Origin of the sequence: Rhodococcus sp. PD04, assembly GCF_035918275.1 — a bacterium.
GTDB classification, from domain to species: Bacteria; Actinomycetota; Actinomycetes; order Mycobacteriales; family Mycobacteriaceae; genus Rhodococcus; species Rhodococcus rhodochrous.
In genome coordinates this window covers 404,510-421,691 of record NZ_CP142144.1, presented here as the reverse complement: position 1 = coordinate 421,691, position 17,182 = coordinate 404,510, and the positions used below count along the sequence as shown (strand labels likewise).

Here is a 17,182-nt window from a genome sequence, read left to right as displayed (position 1 = left end):
TCACTCGCCCCCGTCTTGTCCGGTCTCGTCCTGGATGGCCGGGGCCAGGTCGGGGTGCAGCAGCGAAGCCAGCAGCTCGATTGCATGGGCGATGCGGACTCCGGCGGCGCGGTCAGCGAACAGGAACGGATGCACGGCACCGTTCTGCACCGCCGACAGGCCCGCGAGCGCCGGGTTCTGCATGATCGTCTGCGCCTCCTCGGCGCCGTCCTGGCGGGTATAGGAGGCGTCGCAGCAGGTGCTGGTCAAGATGACATCGGGGTCGCGACGGATCAGCTCTTCGAGGTCGATCGCGACGTGGCGTCGCTCGACGAGGTCGGCGAAGGCGTTCACGCCCCCGGCCTGCGCGATGATCTGGGTACCGAAGTCGATGCCACCGGCGACGCGGATGCCACCGCCCTCGTCGAGTAGGACGATCGCGACGCTCGGGCGGTCCGCCCCGGCCAGCACCTGGTCGACCGCCGCGATGCGCTGCTGTTGATCGGCAATGACCTGCTCGGCGCGCTCCTCGACGTCGAACAGGGCCCCGAGGTCGCGCAGGTCGTCATAGATCGTCTCGACGCTCACGGTGGCGGGGTCGATCGCCTCGTCCGACAGTCCGTCCGCGCTGGGGCACAGCGGGCTGAGGATCCAGCTCTGTATGCCGAGCCGGGTCAGACTCGCCCGCGTGCCGAAGCTCTCGTCGCCGGCGCCGTCTTCGGTGAACACGTTGTTGTAGCCCGACAGGATGAAGTCGGGCCCGGTGGCCAGAAGCGCCTCACGACTGGGGAGCTTCTCGACGTACGGCACCTGCTCCTGGGCATCTGCGTACTCGGGCAGAACCTGAGCGTCGAGGAAGGCGGTCTCGATCAGGCGGTCGCTGATGCCCAGCGCATGCGCGATCTCGATGGCCGGCTGGTAGGCGGCATACACGCGCTCCGGTGGCGCTTCCACGGTGACGTCGATCCCGCAGTTCTCGACGGTCATGGAGTCGGCCGACGCGGCGGTCTCCTTCTCGTCTGCGCCACATGCGCTCACGCTGATCAGCGTCAGACATGCGGCGGCGACGGTCAGCGTCCGACGGTTCAGCGGAGTCATGCGACGGCCCTCCTTTCGAGGCGCTGGGGGAATCGGCACTCGGGCAGGATCGAGGCATGGAGGGTGCGGGTCGCAGCGACCTGATCACTGATTCCGGGTGCGTGGGCGATCGCGATGGCGCGCCCTTCGACAGGATCCGGACGCCGAGGAGGTACAGCGGAGACAGAATGGGAGAGAGATGGGTGCACGGCTTCGCGCAGCCTTTCTCGGGGTAGGCCGCCCCGATGCCGAAAGGTACGAATGGGGTGAGTATCTGGCTCGCAGACGCTTGTCGAAGCGCCGCTCACAGTGGCGGTACCGCGCCGGATTCACACCGGCTTCCTCGGATCCCATCGTGATGGACGCACTGAGGCTAGCAGGAGCCGACCATGCCCGATTTGCCGGCTCGGCCGAAGTAGGGGCCGGGGGCGGTGCAGGTCGGTGGTGGTGCAACGCCACTCGAAGGGCGTAGCGGTTGTGTCCTGTTCGACGCCGGTACCACCGCGGTGCGGGAGACCGAGCTCATCGCCCTGCCCTGTCGCGAAACCGGAGGAGAGACCCGAGGGGCATCAACGCTATCCTCGCGGGGTGGACTCACGGATGCCGGTGCTTGCGCAGGTGCGCGGTGCTGCCGTGGGGTCGGTGTCGGGGGCGGTGAGTATCGCCGCCCATGGTGTGGCCGGTGGCGGGATGCCGCCGAGCCAGTCGGCGGTGGTGTTGCTGCTGGCCGCGTGCGCCGGCGTCGGTGCCGCGGTCGCCGCCGTCACCGTGCGCGATCGGAACTGGTTGTTTCTCCTCGCGGCACTGACTGCCGGGCAGGTGGTCGGGCACACCACCCTCACGGTGGTCGACGACCACGCGCACGGGCTGGAACTGTCGCCCGCGATGATCGCCGCCCACCTTGCCGCTGTTGCAGTCTCCGCCGCTGTGGTGCGCGCCGTCGAAGATGCGTGTCTGCACGTGTTGGGGGCGTTCACCCGCGTGATGCTGGTGCTCGTTTCTGTCCCGCCGGTGCGGACCGTGGTGTGGTCGGCGACCCCGGTCTATCGGGCGACGCTGTCGTTGTGGTTGTTGGCCGGCGCCGCCGCCGGTACCCGCGGACCGCCGACCGCGGCGTAGCCGACCTTCCCTCCCTGATCCGCCTGCTGCGCCGTCCCCGGCGCGGGAGAGCACGCGATCGCCGAGGGGTGGGTCCGACTTTCTTCTTCCGCCGCCCCGCCTCCGCCCCCTGATAGGTGCCGGGTGTAGGGCGTGCGTGCCCTCAGCGGCATCGACCGGATTCGATCTGCCAAGTCCCCTCGATGCCCGCTATTCCTGACGGTCACCTCGCCGACCGCATCTCCAGCGGTGCCCGTGCTTCTGCGCGGACACCGCCGAGAAACGCGCACACGGTGAGCACCTCACGACAGCCGAATCGAGACACACTCATGTCCGTTCCCGAACTCGACCGCGGCACCATCGCCGCGGACAATTCTGCCGCCGAGCCCGCCCGGCCTGCGGCGCAGGATTCTTCACCGCCGCGCAGCATGCGGCCGCTGATCATGCGGCTGCACTTCTACGCCGGGATCCTGGTGGCTCCGTTCTTGCTGATCGCGACGATCAGCGGGGGCCTCTACGCGATCGCCCCGACCCTCGAACAGGTGCTCTACCGCGACCTGCTGCACGTCGATTCCACCGGTCCGGCACTGCCGCTCGCCGAGCAGGTTCGCGCCGCACAGCAACTACGCCCGGACCTGACCGTCTCGGCGGTACGCCCGGCATCCGAGGTCGGTGAGACCACCCGGGTGCTGTTCACCGATCCGTCCCTCGGTGAATCCGAACGCACTGCCGTGTTCATCGATCCCGCGACCGCCTCGTCGACCGGGGAGTCGGTGGTCTACGGCAGTAGCAGCGCGCTGCCGGTACGCACCTGGATTTCCCAGCTGCACCGGCACCTGCATCTGGGTGAGCCCGGCCGGATCTACAGCGAACTGGCCGCCTCGTGGTTGTGGGTCATCGCTCTGGGCGGGGTGTACCTGTGGGTGCAGCGCTACCGCACCCAGCGCACCCGCACCCGGCAGTCGGCGCGACTGTGGACCTTCGACCGCACAGCCCGGGGCCGCAACCGCACCCTCGGCTGGCACGGCACCACCGGCATGTGGATCGCGGTCGGCTTGATCTTCCTGTCGGCCACCGGGTTGACCTGGTCCACATATGCCGGGGCGAATGTGGGCGAGTTGCGTACCGCGTTGAGCTGGACCACCCCGACGCTCGATACCACCCTCGGCGTCTCGGACACCGCGCCTGCAGCCGGTGGACACGACGGCCACGACGGCCATACTGCCGCTGTTGCCGATGCGGGCGCACTCGGTCGCAACGTCGGCGCTCTGGACCGCGTCCTTGCCGCCGCTGCCGAGCATCGGGTCACCGAACACGTCGAGATGAGCATCCCGGCCGACGGTCACACCGCCGTCACCGTCACCGAAACCCGCCAGCCCTGGCAGTTCGTCACCGACGCGGTCGCGATCGACCCGGCCACCGGGGCGGTGACCGCCACCAACACGTTCGCGGACTGGCCGCTGGCCGCCAAACTCACCACCTGGGGCATCGCCTTGCACATGGGCATCTTGTTCGGGCTGTTCAACCAGCTGGTGTTGCTCGCTCTCGCGGTCGCGTTGGGCACGCTGATCGTGCGCGGCTACCAGCTGTGGTGGCAGCGTCGCCCCACACGCGGATCGCGCCGGGTGGCGCGCCCACCGCTGCGTGGGACGTGGCGACGCCTGCACCCGGTCACCGTCGTCGCGGTGGTCGCTGCTGCGGTGACCGTCGGGTGGTTCGCTCCGCTGCTGGGCCTGAGCCTGCTCGCATTCCTGCTCGTCGACGTCGCGGTCGGTCTCCTGCGGCGCCGGCGTTCGCCCGAGCACTCCCCCGAGGCGACCTCCGCGACCGGCTGAGTCTCGCTGTCTCCGGCTCGGCGGCTCGGACCCTTCCACCGGGTATGGGCCGACCGGGCAGTCCTCACACTCTCGAATTCGTAGGCAGAGGAACGCATTCCGGGCTTGGTAGAGCGTCGTCGCGCCCACGCATGCCGAGGAAAGAGGCGATCCTTGTATAGTCGGCGCTGCGATCGGTTCGCCGCATGTCGTCGTGAGGAGCCCCGAAGACCTCGTGTGCGCGCCGAAGCACCCGATGCCGACAGGTATCGGGTGTGAGAGGGAACCCGGTGGGAATCCGGGACTGTCCCGCAGCGGTATGCAGGAACGACCGCCGTCACCGAGCACTGGACCAGCAGGGTCCGGGAAGCGACGGCCACTAGGTCCGTCCCCGACGCAGTCGGGAATGGGTGCCTGCAAGTCCGAAGACCTGCCGATCGTGTCGGGCACGCCGTGCCCGACGGTATGCCGCCTCGTGGAATGGGCGCGCGCCGATCGGCAACACCTTCGACCACGGGTCGAGAACACGGGGCTCGTATCGGGATGCGCGTTCGTCGGGCGGTAGACCACCCAGCGACGAACACCGGAGAAAACCTGATGTCTGCTCCGACAGCATCCCCGTTCACTGCCACCGTACTCGGCTCCGCACGCATCGGACCGAACCGCGAATTGAAGAAGGCCACCGAAGCCTACTGGGCCGGGCGCCTCGACCGCGCGGGTCTGGAATCGGTTGCCGCGCACCTGCGCGCCGACACGTGGTCACGTCAGCACACGGCCGGGCTGGACTCGATCCCGGTCGGAACGTTCTCGTTCTACGACCACGTCCTCGACACAGCAGTCATGCTCGGGGCGTTGCCTGCCCGGGTCGCGGGTAACCCCGACGACCTCGACCGTTACTTCGCCGCCGCTCGCGGCACCGACGAGGTCGCCCCGCTCGAGATGACCAAGTGGTTCGACACCAACTACCACTACCTCGTCCCTGAGATCGGACCCGACACCGTCTTCGAACTCGACGCCACAAAGATTCTGGGTGAGATCGCGCAGGCACGCGAGCTCGGTGTGCCCGCTCGCCCCGTGGTCCTGGGTCCACTGACGTTCCTGCTGCTGTCGAAGCCCGTCGACGGGCAAGGACCGTTGCTCGACCGTGTCGACGAGCTCGTTTCCCTCTATCGGGACCTGTTGGCGCAGCTCGCCGACACCGGGGTCGACTGGGTACAGCTCGACGAACCGGTGTTGGTCCGCGATCTCGACGCACCTGCCCTCGATGCGATCGGACGGGTGTACAACGCGCTGTCTCAGTCACAGAAGCGGCCGGCGATCCTCGTCGCGTCGTACTTCGGCAGCCTCGGGCCGGCGCTCGAGCGGCTCGCACACACCGGAGTCGAAGGCCTCGCCGTCGACCTGGTAGCCGGTACCACCACCGGAATCGCAGGTCTGCCCGAGCTCGCCGACAAGCTCATCGTCGCCGGTGTCGTCGACGGCCGCAACGTCTGGCGCACCGACCTCGAACAGGCATTGGCGACGCTGGCCACACTGCTCGGTTCCGCAGCCGACGTGGCGGTGTCGTCGTCGTGCTCACTACTGCACGTGCCGTACACGATCGATGCAGAACCGGATCTCGACGAGTCGCTGCGCACGTGGTTGGCCTTCGGCGACGAGAAGGTCTCGGAGATAGTCACTCTCGCTACCGCTCTGCGTACGGGGCGCGACGCCGTCACCGACGAACTCGCCGCTGCCCGTACCGCCGCGCAGGTACGAGCGTCGGATCCGCGTCTACGCAACGATCGGGTGCGCGGTGTCCTCGCCTCGATCTCCACCGATCGCACCCGCACCCCCGCCGATCGACGGCGCGAGATCCAGCGTCGCCATCTCGATCTACCACTGCTGCCGACGACCACGATCGGCTCGTACCCGCAGACGACCCGCATCCGGGTGGCCCGTGCCGCGCTGCGCAAAGGCGAGATCGACCACGGCGAGTACGTGCGGCAGATGCGCGACGAGATCGCCGAAGTGGTTGCGCTGCAGGAGGAAATGGGACTCGATGTCCTGGTGCACGGCGAACCCGAGCGCAACGACATGGTGCAGTACTTCGCCGAGCAGCTCGACGGATTCTTCGCCACTGCCAACGGCTGGGTGCAGTCCTACGGCACGCGCTGTGTGCGGCCGCCGATCCTCTACGGCGACGTCGCCCGCCGCGGCCCGATGACCGTCGACTGGATCACCTACGCCCAGTCCCTCACCGACAAGCCGGTCAAGGGCATGCTCACCGGCCCGGTGACGATCCTCGCGTGGTCGTTCGTCCGCGACGATCAGCCGCTCGCCGACACCGCCGACCAGATCGCCCTCGCGATCCGCGACGAGACGGTGGACCTGCAGGCCGCCGGGGTGCGCATCATCCAGGTCGATGAGCCTGCACTTCGTGAACTCCTGCCGCTGCGCTCGTCGGAACAGCCCGAGTATCTGAAGTGGGCGGTCGGTGCGTTCCGGTTGGCGACGTCCGGTGTCGCCGACTCCACGCAGATCCACACCCACCTGTGCTATTCGGAGTTCGGAGAGGTGATCGAGGCGATCGCCGAACTCGACGCCGATGTCACGTCCATCGAAGCGGCCCGCTCGCACATGGAGGTCCTCGGCGATCTCGACGCCGCGGGCTTCGAACTCGGCGTGGGGCCCGGCGTGTACGACATCCATTCGCCGCGGGTGCCGAGCGAGGACGAGATCACCGCATTGCTGCGCAAGGCTCTGCAGGCAGTGCCCGCCGAGCGACTGTGGGTCAACCCGGACTGCGGGCTCAAGACCCGCGGTACGACGGAGGTCACGGCCTCACTGGCAAATCTCGTCACCGCTGCCGCCACCGTGCGTGCCGAGCTGAACCGATAACTACCGCACTACGAAGAAGGTCGTCGACAATGTCCACCCATATTCGCACTACCCATGCGGGAAGTCTCCCGCGCACCACGGCCCTCGTCGAAGCCAACCGAGCACGACGAGAAGCGGCAGACGGCTTCCGCCTCGATACCTCCGAGGAGTTCGCACAGTTGCTCGGCGACGAGGTGACCGCGCTGGTTCGGCGCCAGGTCGACCTCGGCATCTCCACTCCCGGCGACGGCGAGTACGGCAAGGCCATGTCGTCGACGGTCGACTACGGCGCCTGGTGGTCGTACTCGTTCCAGCGACTGTCCGGCCTCGAGTTGACGGACGGCGGACCGTTCGGCAGTGCCCCGGTCCGGTCGACGCCCGGCAACGTTCGTCTGACCACCTTCCCCGACCGGCGCGACTGGACACTGTTCGCGGAGGCGTACGGCGATCCCGACAGCGGCGTGTCGGTCGGGAAGGAGGCACCCCTCTTCCCTACGGCGACGGGACCGGTCACCTACATCGGACACGACGCCATTGCGTCGGACATCGCGAATCTGAGGACCGCGCTGGCGGCCGCAGGGGTCGAGAACGGATTCATGACGTCACTGTCTCCCGGCAGTGCCTCCCGGATCGGCAACGAGCACTATGCCACCGAGGAAGAGTTCATCTGGGCATGCGCGGATGCCATGCGCGAGGAGTACAAGGCAATCATCGACGCCGGTCTGATCCTGCAGATCGATGACCCGTCCATCGCCGAGAACTGGGACCAGATCAACCCCGAGCCGACGGTCGAAGACTACCTGGCTTTCACCCGCATCCGGGTGGAAGCGCTGAACCACGCCCTGCGGGGTCTGCCCCAGGACCGGATCCGCTTCCATCTGTGCTGGGGCAGCTGGCACGGTCCGCACACCACCGACCTCGAATTCGAGTACCTCGTCGAAACCATGCTGGACATCGACGCCGGTTCGTACTCGTTCGAGGCCGCCAACGTCCGTCACGAACACGAGTGGCGGGTGTGGGAGGACGTGAAACTTCCCGACGGGAAACAGATCGTGCCCGGCGTCATCGGTCACGCGACGAACGTCGTCGAACATCCCGAACTCGTGGCCGACCGCATCGAACGGTTCGCGAATCTCGTCGGTCCCGAGAATGTGATCGCCTCCACCGACTGCGGACTCGGCGGACGCATTCATCCTCAGATCGCGTGGGCCAAGCTCGAATCCCTGGTCCGAGGCGCGGAGTTGGCGACGAAGCGCATCGCATGACATGACCGCAAACGATTGGGCCCGTAGCGTTGAACGCTGCGGGCCCGATCGGGAGCATCCCGGGGTCAGGAGACGGTGACGGAACTACCCGGGAGGCCGTTCGAGCGAGTGTCAGGCCACGATCGACCGCTGCGGCACCCCCGTGTATTCGCTCAGCGGACGGATGAGTGCGTTGGACTCACCTTGCTCGATGATGTGCGCGGTCCACCCGGTGATACGGCTCATGACGAAGATCGGGGTGAACACCTCGATGTCGAAGCCCATCAGGTGGTAGGCCGGCCCGGTGGGGAAGTCCAGATTCGGCTCGATGCCGGTGGACTCCGCCATGGTCTTCTCGAGAATTTCGTACATCTGCACCCACTTCTCCCCTCCGGTGAGGGCGGCAACCTCGAGGAACGCCGTCTTCATGGTCGGCACCCTGGAGTCACCGTTCTTGTACACCCGGTGCCCGAATCCCATCACCTTCTCTTTGCGGGCGAGCTTGCCCCGCAACCATTCCTCGGCACGTTCCGGTTCACCGATCTCGAGCATGTCGTGCATCACGGCCTCGTTGGCGCCACCGTGCAACGGCCCCTTGAGAGTGCCGATCGCGGCGGTGACGGCACTGTAGATATCCGACAGCGTCGAGGTCACCACGCGCGCAGCGAACGTGGAGGCATTGAAACTGTGCTCCGCGTACAGGATCAGCGAAACCTCGAAGGCCCTGACGATCCGCGGATCCGGAATCTCCCCGAAGCACATGTTCAGGAAGTTCTCGGCGAATCCGAGCGAGTGGTGCGGCGGGATCGGATCCAGGCCGCGCCGCCGACGGTGGTCGGCCGCCACGATCGTCGGCAACAACGCCATCATACGCAGCGCCTTGTCCCGCTTGGACTTCGGATCGTTGTCCCATTCCTGGGGATCCTCGGCGCCGAGATAACTGATCGCGGTGCGTACCACGTCCATCGGATGGCAGTTCTCGGGCATCTTCGCCACCAGAGACAGCAGCGACCGGTCGGCACGCCGACTCGCCCGCTCACGCTGGCAGAACAGCTCGAGCTGTCGATCGTCGGGAAGTTCCCCGTTCCACAGCAGGTGGGCGACCTGCTCGAAGCTGCAGCGTGCTGCGAGGTCCTGCACGGCGTAACCGCGGTAGGTGAGCGAGTTGGTCTCGGGCACCACCTTGGAGATGGCGGTGGTGTCGACAACGACACCGGCCAGTCCCTTGTAGATGGTGGGGACAGCAGAATCGGTCGTCTGCGAACCGTGGTGGGCAGCTGTCATCACTGACTCCTCGACAAAGTGAAGTTGAAGACTCCGGAATCGAACTCGTTGTAGCGCTCGTACTCGAGCAACTCGTACAGCCTCGAACGCGTCTGCATCTCGTCGAGCAGGGTTTCCTGAGTGCCCTCCTCGGCGATGACCCGCAGTCCACGTTCGATCGCGCCCATCGCCAACCGCAGAGTGGTGACCGGGTAGATCACCGCGTTGTACCCGATGGACTCGAGCGCCTGCGCCGGGATGAGTTGGGACTTGCCGAACTCGGTCATGTTCGCCAGCAGCGGAGTGTCCACCGCGCCGCGGAACTTCTCGAAGTCGGCACGAGTGTGCAGCGCCTCGGTGAAGATCAGGTCCGCTCCGGCGTCCACGTAGGCCTTCGCACGCTCGATCGCGGCATCGATACCGTCGATGCCGGCGGCGTCCGTGCGAGCACAGATCACGAAGTTCGGATCCCGCCGCGCGGAGACGGCGGCACGCACCCTGCGCACCATCTCGTCGGTCGGCACGATGGCCTTGCCGTCGAGGTGCCCGCAACGCTTCGGGTTGACCTGGTCCTCGAGGTGCAGGCCGGCCACCCCGGCATCTTCGAGGACGGTCACAGTGCGAGCTGCCGACATCGGCTCACCGAATCCGGTGTCCGCATCGACCAGCACCGGCACATCGGTGCAGCGCGCGATCTGGGCGCTGTGTGCGGCGACCTCGGTGAGGGTGGTCAGGCCGATGTCCGGCAGACCGAGCGCGGCCGAGAACGCGCCTCCCGAGACGTAGACCCCTTCGAAGCCGATCTCCTGGACCAGCTTGGCGGTCAGCGGATTGATCGCACCCGGGAGCCTGGTGATCGACTCGGAAGCCAGCGATGTGCGGAGGGCGAGACGTTTGTCGGCTGCGGAAGTGACAGCGGCGATGAGACCCGTCATGTCAGAACAGTCCCTTCGGCGACTTCGGAGCGCGGGCGAGAACCTCGTCCGAGACGGTGAAGGTCAGCTGGTTCAGCTCACCGGCGGCCAGTTCGGGGGTACGCTGTGCGACGTCGAGGAAGCGGTCCTGCTCGGCCGGGTCCACGACACCCTCGGCGAGGGTGCGGAACTTGGCGATGTACTGCTCGCGGGAGAACGGACGCGCGCCCAGCGGATGCGCATCGGCAACGGCCAGTTCGTCGACTATCACCTCGCCGCTCTTCAAGGTGATCTCCGCGCGCGCACCGAACGCCTTCTCATCGGGATCGGTCGAGTGGTAGCGGCGGGTCCACTCGGGATCCTCCGCGGTGGAAATCTTGCGCCATAGTTCGACGGTGTCCGGCCGCTGCGCCCGCTCGGGGGCGTAGGAACGCTCGTGATGCCAGGTGCCGTCCTGAAGCGCGACAGCGAAGATGTACATGACCGAGTGGTCGAGCGTCTCACGGCTGGCCTGCGGATCGAACTTCTGCGGATCGTTCGAGCCGGTGCCGATCACCACGTGGGTGTGGTGACTGGTGTGCAGCACGATCGACGCGATCTGCTCCAGATCACCGATGCGCTCGCGCATGCGCCGGGCCAGATCGATCGGTGCCTGGCTCTGGTACTCGGCCGAGTGCTCCTTGGTGTAGGTGTCGAGGATGGCGCGCTTGGCCTCCCCCGGGGCGGGCAGCGGCACGTGGTACTCCGCATCAAGTCCACCGAGCAGCCAGGCGATGACCCCGTCCTCCCCTTCCCAGATGGGTGACGGTGCGCCCTCGCCGCGCAACGCCCGATCCACGGCCTCGACGGCCATCTTCCCTGCGAAGGCCGGCGCGTACGCCTTCCAGCTCGAGATCTCGCCCTTGCGGGACTGACGGGTCGCGGTCGTGGTATGCAGTGCCTGCCCGATCGCCTGGTAGATGGTCTCGGTGTCGAGGCTCAGGAGCGTGCCGATGCCGGCCGCGGCCGACGGGCCGAGGTGGGCGACGTGGTCGATCTTGTGCTCGTGCAGGCAGATCGCACGCACCAGATCGACCTGGATCTCGTACCCGGTGGCCAGGCCGCGGATCAGGTCCGCACCACTGCGGCCGGTGTGCTGCGCGACCGCCAGGATCGGCGGGATGTTGTCGCCCGGATGCGAGTACTCTGCCGCGAGGAAGGTGTCGTGGAAGTCGAGTTCACGCACCGCGACGCCGTCGGCCCATGCTGCCCACTCGGGAGAGAACGTGCCACCGACACCGAAGACCGTGGAACCGGGGCTGTACGGGTGGGTCAGCGCCTGGGCACGCGCATTGGCCACCGGACGACGCGTCACCGACGCCGCCGCGACCGCCGCGTTGTCGATGATGCGGTTGACGATCATCTCGGCGGTGTCGGCAGGGACCTCGACCGGATCGGTGGCGACCTCGGCGATCTTCCAGGCGAGGTGTTCGTGCTTCGGGAACTCTTCGGCAGAGCGATGGGTACGGACGAGATGGGTTTTCACTACACGACCTTCCACAGGATCTCAGCTGTCGATTCGCACGCTATGCACACCGCAGCGGAGTGGAAATACCTTGCACAGGAGTATTTGTGTGTAAGCCGACCACCGAATCTGCGTAAGTTGCGAAAACCGTTCCTGTTAGGTTCGGCCCATGCAGAAGCTGTACGCGGGCGCCCGACTGCGCCGGCTGCGTGAGGAACGGGGACTGACCCAGACAGCCCTGGCGCGGATGCTGCAATTGTCCACCAGCTACGTCAACCAACTCGAGAACGACCAGCGACCGCTCACCGTCCCCGTCCTGCTGCGTCTGAACTCGACCTTCGACCTCGATATGGGTTTCTTTGCCGTCGACAGCGACGCCCGCCTGATCGCCGATCTGCAGGACGTCTTCGCCGACCATGCCGACGCCGTCGATACCGGCGCGACCGAGATCGACGAGCTGGTCACCCGCCATCCGACGGCGGCTCAGGTTCTGGTCGCCATGCACCGGCGGCTGCGTGGCGCCACCGAACAGGTCGAACGACTGTCACCGACACACGACGGCACCACCGCCGAATCGCAACCCGCCATGCCCTACGAGGACGTGCGGGATTTCTTCTACGACCACCGCAATCACATCGCCGAACTCGACGATGCCGCCGAGGAGATGTTCGTCTCTCGGGAGCTGTCCCTCGGTGGTCTCGACCTGCAACTCGCGCGTCTGCTTCGCGACGAACATTCCGTCACCGTGCGGATCCGCACCGACGCTCCGGGCACACCCGGCCCGAAACGCAGCTACGACGCGACCACGAGGACCCTCGCTCTGGCCCGTCGACTCACCCACGGCCAGCGCGCCTTCCACCTGGCCACCCAGTTGGCGTTCCTCACCCAGAAGAAAACGATCGACGCGCTCGTCACTGCGGCCTCCGATCTGCCGCCCGAGTCGAAAGCGCTCGCCCGAATCGGCCTGGCCAACTATTTCGCCGGAGCACTCCTCCTGCCCTACACGCAGTTCCTGCGCACGGCCGAAAGCCTGCACTACGACATCGATCTGATCGGGAACGCATTCGAGGTCGGATTCGAAACCGTCTGCCACCGCCTGTCCACCCTCCAACGTCCCGGACAACGCGGAGTTCCGTTCTTCTTCGTTCGCACGGACAAGGCCGGAAACATATCGAAACGCCAGTCCGCCACAGCATTCCACTTCTCCCGGGTTGGCGGAAGCTGCCCACTGTGGATCGTCCACGACACCTTCGCCACACCAGGAAAAATCCGCACCCAGGTCGCGCAGATGCCCGACGGTCGAAAGTACCTCTGGATCGCACGCACCACAGACGAACACTCGACCGGAGGGCATCTGTCGCAGCCACGCAGCTTCGCCATCGGCCTGGGCTGCGATCTGACCCACGCCCACAAGCTCGTCTATTCCCGAGGATTGAACCTCGACGATGTCGCCACGACCGTTCCGATCGGCGCCGGCTGCAAGGTCTGCGACCGAACCGACTGCGCCCAGCGCGCGTTCCCGCAAGCCGGCCGGGCCCTGGACATCGACGAGAACCGCGCCACCACCGTCCCCTACACGCCCGAAACACCGCAGTGACGAACCGGACCTCGACCATGCCCCTGCTACACCACCGCATCGACGCCGCGCGGTCGACGACCACAACATCGGAGCACTGGTGGGACGCTGCCGCATGCAGATTCTTCGGGTCTGCTCCGTTCTTCGCGCCCGATGACGAAACTCGTGGGCAACGCGCACGACGTGAACACACCGCCAAGCTCATCTGCCGACCGTGCCCGGTGCGCCACGAATGCCTGCACCACGCACTGGCCACCGGCGAGCACCATGGCGTGTGGGGCGGAGCAACCGAACACGAACGAAAAGCCTTCACGTACGCTCCACGACGTGGACGCGAAGGCATCGAGTGAGTTGCTCCTTCCACTGTCTTCGGCAAGTGTCAGATCGGACGAGAGGATTTCGCGACCCGGGCGCCCTGAGCGCCTGCTCACCGGTAGGGGCTTGTGGAACAACGCCGCCACGTGGTTCTGCTGGACACCCCCGACTGGGGAAGTCTCGGTTCCGATCCGTAGACCGCGGTCCGAGCGGACTCGATGTTCTGACACGATCCTGAGAATCTCGGACTGACACGAACTGGGAACGTCGCAGGTCCACGCGTTGCACCACTGACAAGTTCGGCGAGAACCTACACTTCTTCTTTGTCGAGATGCAGCCAAGATCGACACACCGACCCCCTGCATTGGAAACGCCCTTCACGACGAACGCTCTGCCCTGCATTCGCCGAGGAAGGCCGCCTAACGCCGCTGGTCCGCGTACTGGCCGCGTTCGAGCACCCTCGAAACGAGGTAACCGATCAGGATGCCCCAGAACGCGGCGTGAATATTGAACAGGTTCAAGTCTGCGATCGTCACCACGAAGGTGACCAGCGAGCCGAAGGTGAAGGTGGTGGCGAAGGCCGTCACGAAGGCCTGTTGAAGCGCTTTGAGCATCGCGATGCCGCCCAGCGCCAGGACGAACGCCTCCGGGGTTGCCAGCATGAGTCGAACCAGGGTCGGGGCAACAAGCGCGCATACCAGCGAGAGCACGCCGTAAACGAGGGCACCGGTGTACTGCCGGTGCTTTTCACCCGAGGACGTCAGCAGCGCATTGGTCGGGCCCGTCACGCATGCCGATACTGCGCCGAACCCCGCGTTGAGCACCGAGAAGATTCCGGAACTCATAGCAAAGACGTTGACCGGTGGGCGGTGGCCTGCCGCGTTGAGCACAGCGATGCCCTGACCGTTCTGAACGATCAACACGGTGATCGCTAGCGGCACTACCAGTTCCAGTTGGGCTGCCCAGGTGAATTCGGGGACCGTGAATGTCGGTGTGGCGAAGAACGACCCGCCACCGGGCTCGAGCGTGAACTGGCCGCTGGCCACGACAGCGACCACGCCGACGCCGAGGGCACCCAGGACCGGCGGGAGAAACCTGCCCAGTAACGGGACGGCAGATAGGACGAGGAAGGCGAGCACCATCGGAACGGCCACGATTGTGTTGTCCCGGGTGGCGGTGACGATGTCGGTGCCGAAACGCAGGAACACTGCGGCGACCATCGCCATCACGATCGGCATCGGGATCGCGGCCATCGCTCGGCGCACCACCCCGCTCATCCCCAATCCCAAGATCACGAGTCCTGCGGTGAAGAACGCGCCGACCACTTCGGGAAAGGACAGATGCTGCAGTGACGGTCCCAGCAGCACGGTGCCGGGAATCGACCACGCGAAACCGAGCGGCTGGCGGTACACCAGCGACATCACCACAGTCGCAAGACCGGCGGAGAGGAAAATTGCGAACACCCACGAAGCGAGCTGGGCGTCGGTCAGGCCTGCGGCTGCACCGACGGCCAACGTCACGGCAATCGGCCCGGACGCGGAGAAGACCAACCCGACCACTCCGTTGGCGGCGTACTGTGCGCCCACGTCGCGTAGGACATCGCGCACCCCTGCAGGACGGATGCCAGGACGCTCGAATAGGAAGTTGCGCGCACGGATGGTGGTCGGTGACGGATCGGTGGTGACAGACATGCTCGCTCCGGATCTGCGGATGGGTCCATCCAGTTCACCAGCGTTTCACCCGTGTGCGAGCCGCGGGCGGTGCCCAGTTGATCCTGGGTATGGCATACCCAGGATCAACTGGGCACCGTTGACGACTCTTCTTGAGCCGACATGTTGCTCAGATGGACGCATGACGCATTCCACGAACCTCGTTCCCTCGTCCGATCGCCGACGCGCTGTGGTCACCGGTGCGAGTAGCGGTATCGGTGCGGACACCGCACGGCATCTGGTCCGCTGCGGCTGGTCCGTGCTGGCGGTGGCCCGGCGCCAGGACCGCCTCGACGCTCTGGCCGCGGAGATCGGGTGCGATGTGCTGGCCGCGGACATCACCTCCGATCACGATGTGGCGCGGATCGTGGCCGCTGCCGGTCCGGTTCATGCCCTGGTCAACAATGCCGGCGGGGCGCGGGGCACGGAGTCGATCGATACTGCCGATCTGAACAAGTGGGCATGGATGTACGAGGTGAACGTGCTCGGTACGGTGCGCCTGACCAAGGCGTTGATCCCGGCGCTGCGGGAGTCCGGTCGCGGCACCATCGTCGTCGTGTCCTCCCTGGCCGCCGAGACTGCCTATGCCGGTGGCGGTGGTTACTGTGCAGCCAAGAGCGCCGAGCGGGTGGTCGCCGAGACCTTGCGGTTGGAGTTGAACGGGGAGCCGATCCGGGTCGTCGAGATCTCACCTGGCCTTGTGCATACCGAGGAGTTCTCGCTGCGTCGGCTCGGTGGTGACCAGGCCGCCGCGGACGCGGTCTATGCGGGGGTGCCTGATCCGCTGACCGGTGACGATGTCGCCGAGTGCATCGCGTGGACGCTTGAGCGGCCGCACCATGTGAACATCGACCGGCTCGTGGTCAAGCCGCTTGCGCAGGCCGCGATCCACAAGTTGCACCGCACCACATGAGGTCGGGGCCGTTCGGTGCGCGCATCATGGGGGTGTGGTGAACGGAAGGGTCGCGCGATTGAATGCTGGTCTCGAACTCGGTGAATTTCTCAAGGTCAGACGTGCTCTGGTGGCGCCGCCTGAGAGTGGGACGCGTCGACGTGTCCCGGGGTTGCGGCGAGAAGAGGTCGCGGCCCTGGCCGGAGTCAGCTGTGACTACTACACCCGCCTCGAGCAGGGTCGGCACAAACGTCCCTCCGAGACGGTGTTGTACGCCCTGGCCGAAGCACTGCAATTGGACGATTTGGCCACTAGGCATCTGCTCGACCTCGCTCGTGCTATTGCGGCACCACAGCGGCGGCTCCCGACGGCCTCGGTGCAGCGGGTGCGGCCGTCGCTGCACCGGCTGCTCGATACCTTCACCGAGCATCCGGCGTTCATCCGTGGGCGGCGTACGGATGTGCTGGCGATGAACAAATTGGCCGCGCTCCTGCTCACGGATTTTCCCGCGAAACCGGCGCGTGATCGCAACTTGCTTCGGTGGGCGCTTCTCGACGAGGAAGCGCGGCAGCGTTACGTCGATTGGGAGAAGGTCGTGTCGTCGATGGTCGGGACGCTGCGTCTCGATGCCGGCCGTCACCCTGACGACCCACTGCTCGCGCAACTCGTGGGTGATCTGTCTGTGCGCAGTGAACAGTTCCGCCGGTGGTGGGCCGATCATCGGGTGGTGGAGCGGCGCGATGGCATCAAGCGGCTGGACCATCCCTTGGTCGGTCGTATCGACGTGTTCTACGAGGCACTCGAAGTGACCGGGGAAGCGGATCAGACCTTGTTCGTCTACAGCACCGATCCCGGGTCGGAATCGGAGTCCAAACTTCGGGTGCTCGCTGATCGGATCCGCTCCGCGCCAGCGGAATCGGCGTCCGGGCACTGACGGA

13 protein-coding genes and 2 riboswitches are annotated in these 17,182 nt (G+C 66.3%); of the genes, 8 read left to right on the top strand and 5 right to left on the bottom strand.

All coding sequences use genetic code 11. The features are described 5' to 3' along the window. Complete coding sequence (locus U9J23_RS26185) at nt 1-1,077, bottom strand: ABC transporter substrate-binding protein (protein WP_326603249.1); 1,077 nt, start codon at nt 1,075-1,077, stop codon at nt 1-3. A gap of 227 nt (nt 1,078-1,304) precedes the next feature. Next, nucleotides 1,305-1,438, bottom strand: a riboswitch (cobalamin riboswitch). A gap of 218 nt (nt 1,439-1,656) precedes the next feature. Here U9J23_RS26185 and U9J23_RS26180 point away from each other — a divergent pair. The 4 genes from U9J23_RS26180 (at nt 1,657) to U9J23_RS26165 (ending at nt 8,092) form a co-directional block, all read left to right on the top strand. Then, complete coding sequence (locus U9J23_RS26180) at nt 1,657-2,175, top strand: hypothetical protein (RefSeq protein WP_272269526.1); 519 nt, start codon at nt 1,657-1,659, stop codon at nt 2,173-2,175. Nucleotides 2,176-2,483: 308 nt separating this feature from the next. After that, a complete protein-coding gene (locus tag U9J23_RS26175) occupies nt 2,484-3,989 on the top strand; it encodes a PepSY-associated TM helix domain-containing protein (protein WP_272269489.1) in 1,506 nt (501 codons plus the stop codon). 228 nt (nt 3,990-4,217) lie between these two features. Beyond that, nucleotides 4,218-4,402, top strand: a riboswitch (cobalamin riboswitch). 163 nt (nt 4,403-4,565) lie between these two features. Continuing rightward, entirely contained in the window at nt 4,566-6,848 is a 2,283-nt protein-coding gene (gene metE / locus U9J23_RS26170) for a 5-methyltetrahydropteroyltriglutamate--homocysteine S-methyltransferase (protein ID WP_272269492.1), read from the top strand. Nucleotides 6,849-6,877: 29 nt separating this feature from the next. Then, on the top strand, nt 6,878-8,092 hold the full coding sequence (locus tag U9J23_RS26165; RefSeq protein WP_272269494.1) for a cobalamin-independent methionine synthase II family protein: 1,215 nt from the start codon (nt 6,878-6,880) through the stop codon (nt 8,090-8,092). 111 nt (nt 8,093-8,203) lie between these two features. Here U9J23_RS26165 and U9J23_RS26160 read toward each other — a convergent pair whose 3' ends face one another. From U9J23_RS26160 to prpD, 3 genes are read right to left on the bottom strand one after another with little or no spacing between them, the layout of a single operon-like run. Then, entirely contained in the window at nt 8,204-9,355 is a 1,152-nt protein-coding gene (locus U9J23_RS26160; RefSeq protein ID WP_272269496.1) for a bifunctional 2-methylcitrate synthase/citrate synthase, read from the bottom strand. Continuing rightward, complete coding sequence (prpB, locus tag U9J23_RS26155; protein WP_272269499.1) at nt 9,355-10,269, bottom strand: methylisocitrate lyase; 915 nt, start codon at nt 10,267-10,269, stop codon at nt 9,355-9,357. The genes U9J23_RS26160 and prpB overlap by 1 nt, the downstream gene beginning before the upstream one ends. 1 nt (nt 10,270) lies before the next feature. After that, nucleotides 10,271-11,773, bottom strand: coding sequence for a 2-methylcitrate dehydratase PrpD (prpD, locus tag U9J23_RS26150; protein WP_272269502.1), 1,503 nt, complete (start codon nt 11,771-11,773; stop codon nt 10,271-10,273). Between the two features lie 148 nt (nt 11,774-11,921). Between prpD and U9J23_RS26145 the strand changes: the two genes are divergently transcribed. Then, nucleotides 11,922-13,349, top strand: a complete 1,428-nt coding sequence (locus tag U9J23_RS26145; protein ID WP_272269505.1) for a short-chain fatty acyl-CoA regulator family protein — start codon at nt 11,922-11,924, stop codon at nt 13,347-13,349. Nucleotides 13,350-13,366: 17 nt separating this feature from the next. Further along, a complete protein-coding gene (locus U9J23_RS26140) occupies nt 13,367-13,678 on the top strand; it encodes a WhiB family transcriptional regulator (RefSeq protein ID WP_263510502.1) in 312 nt (103 codons plus the stop codon). A gap of 384 nt (nt 13,679-14,062) precedes the next feature. Here the strand turns inward: U9J23_RS26140 and U9J23_RS26135 are convergent, their stop codons facing one another. Continuing rightward, a complete protein-coding gene (locus U9J23_RS26135) occupies nt 14,063-15,334 on the bottom strand; it encodes a benzoate/H(+) symporter BenE family transporter (RefSeq protein WP_192379039.1) in 1,272 nt (423 codons plus the stop codon). Nucleotides 15,335-15,494: 160 nt separating this feature from the next. On the opposite strand from U9J23_RS26135, the gene U9J23_RS26130 reads away from it, so the two are divergent. Next, the gene (locus U9J23_RS26130; RefSeq protein ID WP_272269511.1) at nt 15,495-16,265 is read left to right on the top strand and encodes an SDR family oxidoreductase; all 771 of its coding nucleotides are present in this window, start codon (nt 15,495-15,497) and stop codon (nt 16,263-16,265) included. A 34-nt stretch (nt 16,266-16,299) separates the two neighbouring features. Continuing rightward, the gene (locus U9J23_RS26125) at nt 16,300-17,178 is read left to right on the top strand and encodes a helix-turn-helix transcriptional regulator (protein WP_263510503.1); all 879 of its coding nucleotides are present in this window, start codon (nt 16,300-16,302) and stop codon (nt 17,176-17,178) included. Nucleotides 17,179-17,182 lie beyond the last annotated feature (4 nt).

What these genes read in the sequence shown, in the direction of transcription:
- U9J23_RS26185 (WP_326603249.1), bottom strand. Translation starts at nt 1,077, where the DNA reads ATGACTCCGCTGAACCGTCGGACGCTGACCGTCGCCGCCGCATGTCTG.
- U9J23_RS26180 (WP_272269526.1), top strand. Translation starts at nt 1,657, where the DNA reads ATGCCGGTGCTTGCGCAGGTGCGCGGTGCTGCCGTGGGGTCGGTGTCG.
- U9J23_RS26175 (WP_272269489.1), top strand. Translation starts at nt 2,484, where the DNA reads ATGTCCGTTCCCGAACTCGACCGCGGCACCATCGCCGCGGACAATTCT.
- metE (WP_272269492.1), top strand. Translation starts at nt 4,566, where the DNA reads ATGTCTGCTCCGACAGCATCCCCGTTCACTGCCACCGTACTCGGCTCC.
- U9J23_RS26165 (WP_272269494.1), top strand. Translation starts at nt 6,878, where the DNA reads ATGTCCACCCATATTCGCACTACCCATGCGGGAAGTCTCCCGCGCACC.
- U9J23_RS26160 (WP_272269496.1), bottom strand. Translation starts at nt 9,355, where the DNA reads ATGACAGCTGCCCACCACGGTTCGCAGACGACCGATTCTGCTGTCCCC.
- prpB (WP_272269499.1), bottom strand. Translation starts at nt 10,269, where the DNA reads ATGACGGGTCTCATCGCCGCTGTCACTTCCGCAGCCGACAAACGTCTC.
- U9J23_RS26145 (WP_272269505.1), top strand. Translation starts at nt 11,922, where the DNA reads ATGCAGAAGCTGTACGCGGGCGCCCGACTGCGCCGGCTGCGTGAGGAA.
- U9J23_RS26140 (WP_263510502.1), top strand. Translation starts at nt 13,367, where the DNA reads ATGCCCCTGCTACACCACCGCATCGACGCCGCGCGGTCGACGACCACA.
- U9J23_RS26135 (WP_192379039.1), bottom strand. Translation starts at nt 15,334, where the DNA reads ATGTCTGTCACCACCGATCCGTCACCGACCACCATCCGTGCGCGCAAC.
- U9J23_RS26130 (WP_272269511.1), top strand. Translation starts at nt 15,495, where the DNA reads ATGACGCATTCCACGAACCTCGTTCCCTCGTCCGATCGCCGACGCGCT.